Origin of the sequence: Thioclava sp. F34-6 (assembly GCF_002213235.1) — a bacterium.
Taxonomy (GTDB): Bacteria; Pseudomonadota; Alphaproteobacteria; order Rhodobacterales; family Rhodobacteraceae; genus Thioclava; species Thioclava nitratireducens.
Window position 1 is genome coordinate 485,789 of record NZ_NBOA01000002.1, and the last position, 13,905, is coordinate 499,693.

Below are 13,905 nucleotides of genomic sequence, written 5' to 3' on the forward strand. Positions count from 1 at the left end.
CCTCAGGAAAGCTCGCTTATGTCTCTGCCTCGATGCCATGCTCTGCGCCCTCCGGTCAGTTGGTCAGGCGCAGGGTCGAGATCTGCGTCGCGATCGAGGAAAACGCATCCGCGAGATTGGCGGAGTCGACGTCGTATTGGTAGCTCGGGCCGGAGCTGCAGTCGGCCAGTGCGGTCTTGCCGCTCTGGGGGGCATCAACGGCGACGGTAAAGACGATGATTTCCTTGTCTTTCGCGGCCTTGCAGACGTCGTGCAGGTTCCTGTCCTTCTCCGAGAACATCGAAGAGATAGCCATGTCATCGTAAATCGACGCCACGGATTCCTCCGGATCGAGGCGCTGGCGCGGCGGCAGGAGGAAGGTCTGAATCACGTATTGGAGCGACCATCCCTTGCTCCAGATCGTGCGCCAGTCGATCGCGTTCAGGTCGCGGTGAACGAACTGTTTTTCCTGGTACCAGCCATACGAGCAGGATTCGCGCCCCCAGTAGTCGGTGGTGCAATAGCGTCCATATACCCACTTCGTGGTCGTATCGCCGATCTCCTCGGGCGCATACCAGTTGCGGTCGGCGAAAGAGTAATAAGGCTTTTCGCCCAGATCCTGACGTTCCTGAGAGAACCAGTACATTTTCGACATGGTCGTGTAGTCATCGTTGAACGACGTCGAACTCACCGTCGAATAAAGGCCGGAATTGCCGGTCCGATACTGCATCCGTGTGGAGAAGGAGCGCGTGTTCTGACCATCGGTCATCAGAATCATCACCTTCATCGAGCGTTCGTCGACGCTCAGCCCGGTGGCGGGATAGGGCAGGGGGCGGTCGGCCACGTCAGACGAAATCGTTCCAGCCTCGACCAGCGCCGTGGCGGCCGGTTTCGCCGACGGGTCGAGCAGCGCAAAGCCCCAGCGGGCCCCGATGTCGATCGCGGTGTCGCCGCCTGCGCGCAGCGAAGAGATCTTGTTGAGAATATCGCTCTGGTTGTCCTCGAATGCCATGATGTCGCCGTAGCTGTGCTCGTAGCAGTTCTCGCCTGAATCGCTGATGCGCTTCTGGACATACATGTTCTGGCCGACGAAATCGTAGCTCCAGCCATACATGGTGCGCTGCAACCCGGAGGTCGGCAGGCTCACGCTGTTGAAGCCCTGAAGTTGCACGTCGGCGCAGGTGTTGTAGCTGTGATCGGTCGAAAGATTATAGGCCGAGGCCAGATCGGGGCCGAGAGAGACCTGCTGGTTGTAGGGCACGATCGAGATGGAAAGGCGTCCGGCGGGCGCCCCGGGCGGTTGCACGTTGTCAAACATCTTCTTCGTGAAATTCGTCGCGGCATCGCGCAGCGATGCGATTTTCGTCACGCCGTAATAGGAGCCGGAATCGGTCTGGCCCATCGAACCGGACACGTCGAGCACCATCGAAATCTCGACATTGCCGATCGATTCCTCGGCTTGCGCGTGGGTGTTCGAGCGGAAGGATTTGACGCCGAAGCCGATCAGGTCGCCGAAGATCGTCGGCATGTCATCCTGCGCGGTCATCGACACGCGGCGATATTCCTTCTGCGCGCCCTCTTCGACTTCGGGTTGGATGTTGAGATAGTCGAGGCCGCTCGTGGAAAGGTAATCCTTTGCCACGAGCGCAGGGTCGAGCGTCTGATCCAGATTGGCTGCCGCGAGAGCGGCCCGGTCGAGCGAACTTTGGATGAGCGTACGGCGTTCGTCCTGGCGCACGAAGTCGATCGCGATGCCGCCAATGACCATCAGCACGATCAGGACCTGCAGACTGAAGATGAAGACCGCTCCATCTTCATCCTGCGCGAACCGCCCCATTCGGGCGCGCGTGTTCTCGATACGGCGTGCCAAGCCGTTCTGTCCGTATTTGTCCCTCATCCAGACCTCCTTCTCCATGTCAGTTGGCCTCGCCGCCAGCGGAGAAAACTCGCAAAAAAAACACCGAACTAAGCTCCGTAATTCCTACGGCGAAATTAAGGCAAAACCTTGTCTAACTTCATGGAATTGTTGTGCTTTAACTGTGAAATGCGACTTCCGGGGCGCCACCGTTTCCCAAAAGTGGGCCAATCGCGCGGCCCTGAGAGGGCAAGCCCTGTCTTTGGAACCGAGTCGTTTAAACTAGGTTAACTTGTCTGAAATTATGCGGTCTGCGCCTTTCGCTGACGCAAAGTTCATGGCCGCGAGTGGCGCGAAAGCTGTGGGTAGCTCTGCGCCTCCTCTCGACTCTGCCGGGCTTGGGGCCAATATAGAGGCCATGAGTTTGCCGCCCGGATTTCTCGACGAATTGCGCAGCCGTTCCTCGATCGCTCAGGTCGTGGGGCGCAAGGTCATTTGGGATATGCGCAAGTCGAACCAGGCGAAGGGCGACATGTGGGCGCCATGCCCGTTCCACCAGGAAAAATCGGCCTCGTTCCATGTCGATGATCGCAAGGGCTATTACTACTGCTTCGGCTGCCACGCGAAGGGCGACGCGCTGAGCTTCGTGCGCGAGACCGAGAATGTCAGCTTCATGGAGGCGGTGGAAATTCTCGCCCGCGAGGCCGGGATGCAGATGCCCGCCCGCGATCCGATGGCGCAGGAGAAGGCCGATCTGCGTACTGAGCTGGCCAACGTGATGGAAGAGGCGGTGAAGTATTTCCGCGTTCACCTGAACACGCAGGCCGGAAACGCCGCGCGCGACTATCTGGCCGGTCGCAGCCTGAACAAACCCGCCATCGACCGTTTCGAGATCGGCTTCGCCCCGCCCGGTTGGCAGGGGCTGCGCGATGCGCTCAAGGCGAAGGGAATTTCCGACGACCTGATCAAGGGCGCCGGCCTCGCGAAGGAGAGCCAGAAGGGGCGCGAGCCCTTCGACGTATTCCGCAACCGTATCATCTTTCCGATCCGCGATCCGCGCGGGCGCTGCATCGCCTTCGGCGGGCGCGCGATGGATCCGAACGACCCGGCGAAATATCTCAATTCGCCCGAGACCGCGCTCTTCGACAAGGGGCGCTCGCTCTATAACCACGGTCCCGCGCGCGAAGCCTGCGGCAAGGGAGCGCCGCTTGTGGTCTGCGAAGGCTATATGGATGTGATCGCCATGGTCGAGGGCGGCTTCGGCGGGGCGGTCGCACCGCTGGGCACCGCGATCACCGAAGATCAGTTGCGCCTGATGTGGCGCATCCATGACGAGCCGATCATCGCGCTCGATGGCGATACGGCGGGCCTGCGCGCGGCGCTGCGGGTGATCGATCTCGCGCTGCCGTTGCTGGAGGCGGGGAAGGGCGTGCGCTTCGCGATCATGCCGCCGGGGCTCGACCCCGACGACGTGATCCGCAAGCAGGGCCGCGAGGCGATGGAGACGATCCTGTCCGAGGCAAAGCCGATGGTCTCGCTGCTGTGGCAGCGCGAGACCGAGGGCAAGGTCTTCGACAGTCCCGAACGCCGCGCTGCCTTGGACAAGAGCCTGCGCACCGCGATTTCGCGCATTCAGGATCCCTCGATCCGCGGCCATTACGGCGACGAAATAAAGCGCCTGCGTTGGGAGCTGTTTGGCACCGGTCCCCAAGGCGGTCCACAGGGGCATTCCCCGGGCGGGGCGCAGCCTTCGCGTGGCGGTTTTATTCCAGGCGGTTTCGGCTCTGGCGGCAAGCGCGGCAAAGGCCGTTTCGGTGCGCCGCCGCCTGCCTTGCCCGAGACGCGCTCCTCATTGCTCGCGACCGCGCCGAACGATGTGGCAGAGCATCTGCGCGAAGCGATGATCCTCGGCATCTGCGTCACGCATCCGGCCCTGATCGCGGAATTCGAAGCGGAACTCGAAGCCGTTCCACTGCGCGATGAGACACATGACCGGCTACGACACCGGATGCTTATGCATGTGGCCGCACCCGCCCCGGAAATCGCGAAAAACCTGTACGCGGAAATGGCGGCTGACCTTGAAAAGCTGTTGAACCTGCCCCATTTGCGCTCTGCCCCCCCGGTTCGCAACGCCGAGAACCTCGATTTGGCACGCATGTGCCTGACCGAGGAATTGGCCAAGCTGGACGCCGCTCGCGCCGTGCGCGAAGAGGTCGCCGACGCTATGGAGGATCTGGCGGGGCTTGCCGACGAAGGCGTGACATGGCGTCTGGCGCAAGCAGCATCGCTGCGCCATCGCGCCGAGAGATCGAAACTGGAGGACTCCTCCGATATGGGCGAAGATCAGGCGGCGCTGTCCGCGACGCTTCAGGCCATGATCGACGGGGAAATCTGGCGTAAGAAACAATGAGCCGGATGGCAGCGGGCCTTCGGATTATGGGAAAGCGAATTGTTGCGGACACATTCAGTATCAACTTTATGTCCACAGCCCCTCGCGCCCCTGTGATTCGCCGCTGCGATTCGATACACAGACGAGATATGATTCGCTTTCGTCATAGCTTGAGCACAACCAAGCCCTGACCGAGGAGCCCACATGGCCGCCAAAGACATCGACGACAATAAATCCGACACCCCGAGCGACGACGCGACGTCCTTCGACATGAGTCAGGCCGCCGTGAAGCGGATGATCGCCGAGGCGAAGGAACGTGGGTTCATCACCTATGACCAACTCAACAAGGTTATGCCGCAAGATCAGGTCTCCGGCGACCAGATCGAGGATGTGATGTCGATGCTCTCGGAGATGGGCATCAACGTCATCGAGGCGGAAGAAGCCGACGAGGAAGAGGGCAGCAGCCAGGGCGGCCAGGTCGCGACGACCGGGTCCGGCTCGCGCGAAGTCGCGGTGTCGACCACCACCTCGGAAACGCTCGATCGCACCGATGACCCGGTACGGATGTATTTGCGCGAGATGGGCTCGGTCGAGCTTCTCTCCCGCGAGGGCGAAATCGCCATCGCCAAGCGCATCGAGGCTGGCCGCAACACGATGATCGCGGGGCTTTGCGAAAGCCCGCTGACCTTCCAGGCAATCACGATCTGGCGCGATGAACTTCTCAACGAAGAAATTCTCCTGCGCGACGTGATCGACCTCGAGACCACTTTCGGCAATTCGCTCGAAGGAGTCGAAGGCGAAGAGGAAGAGATCGAAGGGCCCGCCGTCGAGGGCGAGCCGAAATCGGACGACGACAGCGGCAAGTCGGAGCCCGAGCTCGACGCCGACGGCAACCCGATCCAGTCCGACGATGACGACGAGGATGAAGGCGCGAACCTGTCGCTCGCCGCGATGGAAGCCGCGCTGAAGCCGCGCGTTCTCGAGACGCTCGAACTGATCGCTGGTGATTACGCGCTGCTTGCCGAGATGCAGGACCTGCGGATGTCGGCGACGCTGAACGAGGACGGCTCCTTCTCGGTCACCGAGGAAGCTGCGTATCAGAAACTGCGCTCCGAGATCGTCGAACTGGTGAACTCGCTTCACCTGCACAACAACCGGATCGAAGCGCTGATCGACCAGCTCTACGGTATCAACCGCAAGATCATGTCGATCGACAGCGGAATGGTGAAGCTCGCCGATCAGGCTCGCATCAACCGTCGCGAATTCATCGAAGAGTATCGCGGCTACGAGCTCGACCCGAGCTGGTCCGAGCGGATGCAGGCAAAGTCGGGCCGCGCCTGGCAGGCCCTGTTCGAGCGCTCCGCCGACAAGGTCGAAGAGCTGCGCGCCGAGATGGCTCAGGTCGGTCAGTATGTCGGTGTCGATATCTCCGAATTCCGCCGTATCGTGCAGCAGGTCCAGAAGGGCGAGAAAGAAGCCCGTCAGGCCAAGAAAGAGATGGTCGAGGCGAACCTTCGTCTCGTGATCTCGATCGCGAAGAAATACACCAACCGCGGCCTGCAATTCCTCGACCTGATCCAGGAAGGTAACATCGGCCTGATGAAGGCGGTGGACAAGTTCGAATACCGCCGCGGCTACAAGTTCTCGACCTATGCGACGTGGTGGATCCGTCAGGCGATCACCCGCTCGATCGCGGATCAGGCGCGCACCATCCGTATCCCGGTCCACATGATCGAGACGATCAACAAACTGGTCCGCACCGGTCGTCAGATGCTCCACGAGATCGGCCGCGAGCCGACGCCTGAGGAACTGGCCGACAAGCTGCAGATGCCGCTCGAGAAGGTCCGCAAGGTGATGAAGATCGCCAAGGAGCCGATCTCCCTCGAGACGCCGATCGGCGACGAGGAAGACAGCCAGCTTGGCGATTTCATCGAGGACAAGAACGCCGTTCTGCCGCTCGACAGTGCCATTCAGGAGAACCTGAAGGAAACGACGACGCGGGTTCTGGCCTCGCTCACCCCGCGCGAGGAGCGGGTTCTGCGGATGCGCTTCGGCATCGGCATGAACACCGACCACACGCTCGAAGAGGTGGGCCAGCAGTTCTCGGTCACTCGCGAACGTATCCGACAGATCGAGGCAAAGGCACTGCGCAAGCTCAAGCATCCGAGCCGCTCGCGCAAGCTGCGCTCGTTCCTCGACCAGTAAGCCTGACTATTTTGAAACGCCCCCGATTTTAGGGGGCGTTTTCATGTCATCCGGGGGAGGGGCGTATGAAAACCTTCATGACGTTTATCGTGACCGCGCTGCTGGCTGCCGGTTCCGCTCATGCGGCCGAGCGCGCGCAATTCTACATTCCGGACAAGCCCACGAAGCTGGTCTATCTCTTTACCTGCGAGGCGGATAGCCGAGACGAAATCGACGCGAATTGGGAAAAGGCCAAGGCGATCTTCGCCAGCGACCATCAGGCCGAGGCCGCGCGCCTCGAGACCGAGACCAAGGCGCAGCGCGAGTCCGGTCACGCCCCGAGCCAAGCGGCGATCGATGCTCATAACGTCGAATACAACACGCACAAGGCGGCAGTCGAAGCCGACCTCGCGCCGCTGGGCTGCACCATGAACGGTTTGATGCACATGCCTTGAGCTGACAGGGTCGGGTGATCGCCACTTTCGCGTCACGCAAGCAATTGCTAGGCTTGATGAAACTTCGACGGAGCCACCCATGAGCCGCCTTCTTCTGCTTACCCCTCTCGTTCTCGCCGCCTGTCAGGTCGGCACGATGCAACCGGGCGCGCCGCGCATGGATCAAGCGGGCACCTGTTTCCTCTACGTGCAGGAAGAGGGTGGCGGCACCTATTCGGTGGTGTCCGGGGTGGGGGATGGAACGCCGCAGCCCAAGGCCATGGTCAAGCGCGGCCTCAGTGCATCCGAGGCAGACGCCGTCTGGGCAAAGGAGCGCAAGATCATGAACATCAATCCCGAATGCCTCGCGATCGTCGCGACCGATCGGTCCGAGGCGCGTCCGGCGCCGAAAAGCTGATGCATCATCGGTTCGAGATCGCGACGACGGGCCCGGGTCTTTACGAGTTCACGCGCGACGTCGCGGCTTGGGTCGCGCGGGCCGATGCGGAGGAGGCGTTGCTCACGCTGTTCATCCGCCACACCTCGGCGAGCCTCGCGATCCAGGAGAATGCCGATCCGGAGGTCCGCACCGATCTGACCGAATTCTTTCATCGGTTGGTGCCGCCCTCGACCGACCCGAGCATGTCCTACCTCACCCATACCTATGAGGGCCCGGACGATATGCCGGCGCATATCAAGTCGGCGCTTCTACCCGTAAGCTTGCAGATTCCCGTCATTTCCGGGCGTATGACGCTCGGAACGTGGCAGGGAATTTACCTTTTCGAACATCGAAGCCGTGCGCACCGTCGCGAGGTCATGGCGCTCCTGCGCTGAGTCTCATTCGCCACAGCCTGCCGCCACATCTGGGGGCGGCAGATTTTTCCTACCCAAACGATCGACGCTAGGCTAAGGTCTTGTGGATAAGGGGGCATGCAGACCCTATCGTGAGGCGGGACAACGAACGGGGGAAAGCGAATGCGCTGCCCATTTTGCGGAAATGTCGATACTCAGGTGAAGGATAGCCGCCCGGCGGAAGATCACGTCGCGATCCGGCGACGTCGGTTCTGCCCGGCCTGCGGCGGTCGGTTTACCACCTACGAACGCGTTCAGCTGCGCGATCTCGTGGTGATCAAGACCTCTGGAAAGCGTGAGGATTTTGACCGCGACAAGCTCGAACGCTCGATCCGGATCGCGATGCAGAAGCGCCCCGTCGAACCCGAGCGGATCGACCAGATGATCTCCGGGATTGTGCGGCGTCTGGAAAGCATGGGCGAGACCGACATCTCCTCGAAGGTGATCGGCGAGATCGTGATGGAGACGCTCGCGCGGATCGACACGGTCGGCTACGTCCGGTTTGCCAGCGTTTACAAGAACTTCCAGGAAGCGGACGATTTCGACAAGTTCGTCTCCGAATTGCGTCCGCCGGGGGCGGGCGACCCGGAGTGACCCAGAACGACCGGCGGTTCATGTCCATGGCCCTGACGCTCGCGCGCCGGGGCCTTGGCAATGTCTGGCCGAACCCGGCCGTAGGCTGCGTGATCGTGAAGGATGGCCGCGTCATAGGGCGCGGCTGGACCCAACCGGGCGGGCGGCCCCATGCGGAGGTGCGTGCGCTCGCGCAAGCGGGGGAGGCGGCGCGCGGCGCGACTGCCTATGTCACGCTGGAACCTTGCGCCCATTACGGAAAGACGCCGCCCTGCGCGCTGGCTCTGTCAGAGGCCGGCGTGGCGCGGGTCGTCTCGGCGATGGAAGACCCCGATCCGCGGGTCTCGGGCGGCGGCCATACGATGCTGCGCGACGCCGGAGTCGCAGTGGAGACCGGGCTCATGGAGGCGGAGGCGCGTGAGCTGCAGGCCGGCTTCCTGTCACGCGTCACGCGCGCCCGACCGTGGCTCGCGCTCAAGCTCGCCAGCAGTTTTGACGGACGTATCGCCACCTCCACAGGTGAGAGCCAGTGGATCACCGGGCCAGAATCGCGTGCGCTCGTCCATGCCATGCGCGCAGAATTCGATGCGGTCATGGTGGGCGGCGGCACCGCGCGGGCCGATGATCCGCTGCTGACCGTGCGCAGCTTCACGCCCTTGCGCCAGCCGCTGCGGATCGTGGCGTCTGCAAGGCTCAATCTCCCGCGCAATCGGCTTGCTGGGTCACTGGACGCCGCGCCGCTCTGGCTGATCCACGGAGGGGCGGCGCCCAAGGAGGCGAAAGCCTTCTGGCGCGATGCGGGGGCGGAACTGATCGAAGTGGCCGAGACAGTTGGCGGCGGTCTCGATCCGCTGGCGCTGATGGAGGCTCTGGCCGGGTTCGGCCTGACCCGCGTGTTCTGCGAAGGCGGTGGGAAGTTCGCGGCCTCTTTGATCAATGCGGAACTGGTGGACGAGTTGGTCGGCTTCACGGCGGGCATGGTGCTGGGCGCGGATGGTCGCGCCGGGGTTGGCGATATGGGGGTGAGTGAGCTGGCTTGTGCACCGCGCTACCGGCTGGTCGAGAGCCGCCCGATTGGCGACGACCTGCTTCACCGCTGGCGGCGCCAGACCCACGCGTAGGACGCGAACACCCCCTGCAGCTTCGCGCCGATCCGGTTGAGCGGTCCACGGGGCAGGGCGCGGCCCTCGCTCAGGCGATCCAGAGCGACCTCGACCGGGCAGGGAAGGCCGCTCACCGGGTCGAGGTAGCGCGGATAGGCAATCAGCGCGGCATGGGCGAGGTGCAGCAGATCGGGGCGCGCCGTTCTGCGCGCGGGCACTGGCCCGAGATCGCGCGTCAACCCCCACCCGGCATAGAAGGGCGCACCGAGCGTCGTGACGGCTTTGCCGCGCAGCAACGCCTCGAAGCCGAGACCGGAGGTCATGGTCCAGACCTCGTCCACCGCTCCGATCAGCGCGGCGGTGTCGGCGTCGGGCAGGATCAGGTCGGCGTAGGTCTTGGCGACATCGTCGGGCACCGCGCCGGGGCGCAGACCGGCGGCGACATCGGGATGAGGTTTGAAAAGGATGACTGCCTCGGGGTTTTTGGCCCGAGTTCTTTCGAGAAGCATCGCATTTGTGCAAGTCTCCCCCGCGCCGAGCCGGATCGAGGCATCGTCTTCGACTTGCCCCGGCACCAAGATTTTGTGGCCTTCTGGCAGATTGGGAAGCGCGCCGCCGAGATTGTATTTCGTCAGCTTGTTCGCGGTGATCCGGTCGATGAGCTTGCGCGCGCGGGCCTCGCCGCCCGGGGGCAGGGGGCGGGCGATCAACGCTTCCAGATCACTGGGCCGGGTCGGGTCGTAATAGATGCCGGTCCGATCCGCGATCAACGATAGCGGCGGCACGAGTTCTGCACCGAGGCCCCGCGAGCGGAGGAAGCCGTCTTCAACACGGATCGGTGTGCTGTTTGCAGGTGCCTCACGCGAAGCCCAATACAGGAAGGGACGCGCAGGGTCGAGCGTCTCGCTAAAGCGCAGCGGTCCGTGGCGGCCGAAAATTTTGCGCAGATGCGGACGTTTCCAGATCGACATGCCGCCCGCGACATAGCCCCGCCGATCCTCGCGATAGGCCCGGGTTTCGGCCTCGAGCTGATCCACCGCTTCCTCAAAGCTGCACTGGCGCTTGCGACAAGGATCGAACCAGATCGGCGCGAGGATATGCGACACTGAGAAGATTTGCGCGCGGGTCAGGCTACGCGACCGGCGCGGCACGGGGGTTTCGTCCTGCGTGAGGCCCCAGCTTGCGTAGAATGGTTGCCCGAAGACGCGGGGCTTGTGGCCTGCGAGGATCGCCTCGTAGCCCATCAGCGACGAGACGGTATAGACCGCGATGGCGCCCTCGAGTAGCTGCCAAGGGGATACGGGCGCGTCGTAAATCTCGGAATTCGCGTCGCAATCCTCCGGGCTGTAGTGGCCCGGGCGAAGGCCGGCGCGGGTTTCGGGGTGGGTCTTGATCAAGATGCGCGCGCCGGGGTTTTCGATCCGAGCATAGGCCAGCATCTCCCGAAATGTCGCCGCTGTCGCCCTGCCATGGGCGATCGAAGCATCGTCCCGCGTCTGGTCGATAACCAGAACGTAGCCCGGATCGGGGACGGGAAGGTCCGGGTCGAAATTGTTGTATTTCGACAGGTCTGAGGCCTTCAGCCGGGCGATCCCGTCGCGGGCCCGCTGCAAGATGGCACTATCGTCGAGCGGCTCGGTCGCAAGGAGATATTCGAGCCGCGAGGGCTGGGCGCTGTCGAAATGCACGCCCATCGGATCGAGGATCAGGCCCGAAGGCGGCGCGCCGGTCCGGCCCGGCTGGATCGAGCGCAGGAACGCATCCTCCATCCGGATCAGCGGCACACCGCGTTTCGCGGCCACCGCCTCGCCGCGCGCCGCATAGGGCGACCGGCCCCAGACGATCACGCCGTCTTCGGGGCCGGGGACGCCAAGGCGCGGGGCGTGGCCCGCAGCCCGCAAGATCTGGCGCAGGCGCGGCTGTCGCAGCATGCCGCCATTGTAGAAAAAAAGCCGCCGGGGAATCGTCCCGGCGGCCTCGTGTTCGCTGTCGCGGTGCATCAGTTCCCGGCAAGTGTGTTGAGCGTGTTCACCGTTCCCAGCGGCTGGGTAAGGGCCGAGAGCGTCTTCTGCCACTGCACGAAGGGCGCCTCGGTGACGTAGACTGTGTCTCCGTCGCGGATCGCGAAATCGCGCGCCATGAACATGCCGTTGGGCTGGGTCAGGTCGAGCACGTAGATCATGCGCTGATCACCGACCAGATCGGAGCGCCCCAGAACCTTGTCCGCGATCTCGGCAGGCTCGTTGCGCAGGACGAAGACACCGGTCGGATCGGCGAGGTTCGACTGCAGCCCCCCCACGGTCGCGATCGCCTCGAGCGCCGAGAGGGTCTGGGTCTCGAAGGGGACGCGCGATTGCGTGCCTGTCGCGCCGAGCGCGGTGAAGGCGCGCTGGTCTTTCTCGACCAGAATCACGTCGCCATTGCGCAGTGCGATATCCATCTTCGGGTTCTCGTAGAGGTCCTTCAGCCAGACCGATTCCGAGCGGCTGCCCCGTTTGACGGTGACACGTGCGACTTCGGCGGGGATGCCGACACCACCGGCGCGCGCGATCATCGCCGAGAGCGTGCGCGTCGGCCGCTCGATCGGGTAGACGCCCTGACCGTTGATTGCGCCCATGACCGACACTGTCGCCCCGTCACCCGCCACGCGGGAAACCAGAACCTGCGGGTCCGGGGTCTGCGCATCAAGCTTGGTGGTGATGATGCGACGCAGCCCGTCGGGCGTGTTGCCCGCGGCTTTGATGCGGCCCGCATAGGGCACGAAGATGAAGCCCGCGCCGTCGACCTGCACCTGCTGCAGCTGGGTCGCGTTGGCGCCTTTGCTGGCCAGAAGCCCGTCATCGACGTTTTCCCAGATCGACAGCGAAAGCGTGTCGCCCGGGCGGATTGTGTCGGAGCCGATCTGGCCCGCGTTGACGAAATCGGAGGTGAAGCCGAGAGCCGGCTGCACGGCGGTTGCGCGGGTGACGAAATCGTTCACCTTGACGACGAACGCGTCGCCCTGGCGCATCACGGAGCCTGCGAAGAGTTCGCGCTTGTTGGGGCCGGAGCGCGGAAGGCTACAAGATGCAGTCAAAAGAGTGGCGGAAAGGCCCGTCAAAACGGCCCTGCGGGAAGGGGTAATGGTCACTGCTCGAGCTCCTCGTTCGGGATGCTGCTTATCATTTTGTGATCAAGCTACCGAAGCCCCGGGAAAAAAACGAGAAAAATTATCGCACCACCTGCAACTGTTGCCGTGGGGCCGCGTTGCCCGCGACCAGCGCATCATAGGGATCTTCGGCCGCCAGCATCATGTCGACCACCTGTCTCAGCAGGGCGCGGCGGCCTTTCGCAGAGTAGAACCCGCCCGGAACCTGGCTCGTTTCCAGCAGGTAGTGGCGGTAGTCGCGATAGGCGCGGCTGTCGGGGCGGGCCGGGCTTGCGAAGAAGGCTTCGAGCGGTTGGGCGGAAGTGAATTCCGGCTTGTCGAAGATCGCGCGGCCCAGCGATTTCAGCGGCAGTCCACGCCACAGCGCCTGTTGCGCCGCGGTGGAATTGACCGTGACCGCAGAGCGCGCTTGCGCCAGCAGCCCCGCCAGCTTGCCGCCGCGCACGAAATGCACGCGCGACGCCAGCCCATGCGCGCGGGCCGCCTTGCGGATCGTGTCGCGGATCGGCGCGCGTCCGTCTTCGAGCGGATGGGCCTTGAAGACGAGGTGGTGATGGGGCGGCGCGCCTTTCGCGAAATTCTCCATCACCAGATCGATGAACTCGGTCTGGCTCGCGAAGGGCGAATGCATCCGGAAGCTGGAATCGTGTTCGAGCTGCAGCAGTACGAGATGATAGGGGAAACCGCCATTCCGGATGCGCCGCGTCGCGCGTCTGCGCTCCAGCATATGCAGCGGCATCAGCAGCAGGCGGCGAAGCCAGAGCCGGAATTCCTGAAACACGGTGATGTCGCGATGCGGGCGGAAACGGCGATAGGGGCCGGGGCGCAGCATCACGAAGAAATGGTAGAGCGCGCCGTAGAACACGTGGTGGCGCATATCGCCCCAACGGGGCGGCGCGTCGGGAAACTCGATTTCGGACTGTGCGAGGGCGGTACGCATCTGCGCCACCGACATCTCCATCAGCCGGGAATGCCCGTTCGAGCCGCCGCGCTCGTAAGTGACCCAGTAGGGGCGGACGTAGCCCTCTTCGAAGACATGCACGCACAGGCCCATAGCCTTCGCGACCTCGACGGCCTGCGCATGGATCGGGCGGGTGTCGCCATAGAGCACGAGATCGGTGATGCCTTTCTCGGCGATCAGGGCGCGCAGGTAACCGACCCACTCCTCCGGCGGGGCGTCGAAGCGCAGATAGGAGGCGCTGTCGAACCAGAAAACTTCGTCCCCGCGATTAAACCCCACGCGCCAAACCGTCGCCCCCGCCTGCCGCAGCATCGCGCCAAGCTGATGAAAGAAGGGACCATGGGGCCCCTGCAGCATCAGGAAGTGGCGATTTTCGAAGCGGTTCATCCAGTCATGTGTCCTTGGCCTGCCTCCCTGATTGCGCAGG

Annotated in this window: 11 protein-coding genes; 7 read left to right on the plus strand and 4 right to left on the minus strand. The window is 63.4% G+C overall.

The window, feature by feature from the left end; genetic code table 11:
- Positions 1-55: 55 nt before the first annotated feature.
- Complete coding sequence (locus B6V72_RS05535) at positions 56-1,876, minus strand: TadE/TadG family type IV pilus assembly protein (protein WP_168173012.1); 1,821 nt, start codon at positions 1,874-1,876, stop codon at positions 56-58.
- Between the two features lie 376 nt (positions 1,877-2,252).
- Here B6V72_RS05535 and dnaG point away from each other — a divergent pair, with 376 nt between their 5' ends.
- The 7 genes from dnaG to ribD all read left to right on the plus strand — a co-directional run bounded on the left by dnaG (position 2,253) and on the right by ribD (position 9,387).
- Complete coding sequence (gene dnaG, locus B6V72_RS05540; protein WP_088734982.1) at positions 2,253-4,244, plus strand: DNA primase; 1,992 nt, start codon at positions 2,253-2,255, stop codon at positions 4,242-4,244.
- Positions 4,245-4,427: 183 nt separating this feature from the next.
- Complete coding sequence (gene rpoD, locus B6V72_RS05545) at positions 4,428-6,428, plus strand: RNA polymerase sigma factor RpoD (RefSeq protein ID WP_088719696.1); 2,001 nt, start codon at positions 4,428-4,430, stop codon at positions 6,426-6,428.
- Between the two features lie 65 nt (positions 6,429-6,493).
- Positions 6,494-6,862 carry a hypothetical protein gene (locus tag B6V72_RS05550; protein ID WP_088734983.1) on the plus strand — a complete coding sequence of 123 codons (369 nt, stop codon included), beginning with the start codon at positions 6,494-6,496 and terminating at the stop codon, positions 6,860-6,862.
- Positions 6,863-6,941: 79 nt separating this feature from the next.
- Positions 6,942-7,259 (plus strand): hypothetical protein, encoded by a 318-nt coding sequence (locus tag B6V72_RS05555; protein ID WP_075774212.1) that lies wholly within the window; start codon positions 6,942-6,944, stop codon positions 7,257-7,259.
- The gene (locus B6V72_RS05560) at positions 7,259-7,675 is read left to right on the plus strand and encodes a secondary thiamine-phosphate synthase enzyme YjbQ (protein WP_075774213.1); all 417 of its coding nucleotides are present in this window, start codon (positions 7,259-7,261) and stop codon (positions 7,673-7,675) included. The genes B6V72_RS05555 and B6V72_RS05560 overlap by 1 nt, the downstream gene beginning before the upstream one ends.
- A gap of 141 nt (positions 7,676-7,816) precedes the next feature.
- The gene (gene nrdR / locus B6V72_RS05565; protein ID WP_075774214.1) at positions 7,817-8,287 is read left to right on the plus strand and encodes a transcriptional regulator NrdR; all 471 of its coding nucleotides are present in this window, start codon (positions 7,817-7,819) and stop codon (positions 8,285-8,287) included.
- A complete protein-coding gene (gene ribD / locus B6V72_RS05570) occupies positions 8,284-9,387 on the plus strand; it encodes a bifunctional diaminohydroxyphosphoribosylaminopyrimidine deaminase/5-amino-6-(5-phosphoribosylamino)uracil reductase RibD (protein ID WP_088734985.1) in 1,104 nt (367 codons plus the stop codon). The genes nrdR and ribD overlap by 4 nt, the downstream gene beginning before the upstream one ends.
- Here the strand turns inward: ribD and B6V72_RS05575 are convergent.
- The 3 genes from B6V72_RS05575 to B6V72_RS05585 all read right to left on the minus strand — a co-directional run bounded on the left by B6V72_RS05575 (position 9,357) and on the right by B6V72_RS05585 (position 13,865).
- Complete coding sequence (locus tag B6V72_RS05575) at positions 9,357-11,300, minus strand: capsular polysaccharide biosynthesis protein (protein ID WP_346394063.1); 1,944 nt, start codon at positions 11,298-11,300, stop codon at positions 9,357-9,359. The genes ribD and B6V72_RS05575 overlap by 31 nt on opposite strands.
- Positions 11,301-11,368: 68 nt before the next feature.
- Positions 11,369-12,379, minus strand: coding sequence for a polysaccharide biosynthesis/export family protein (locus B6V72_RS05580; protein ID WP_088719702.1), 1,011 nt, complete (start codon positions 12,377-12,379; stop codon positions 11,369-11,371).
- A 199-nt stretch (positions 12,380-12,578) separates the two neighbouring features.
- Positions 12,579-13,865, minus strand: a complete 1,287-nt coding sequence (locus B6V72_RS05585; RefSeq protein WP_075774218.1) for a capsular biosynthesis protein — start codon at positions 13,863-13,865, stop codon at positions 12,579-12,581.
- Positions 13,866-13,905 lie beyond the last annotated feature (40 nt).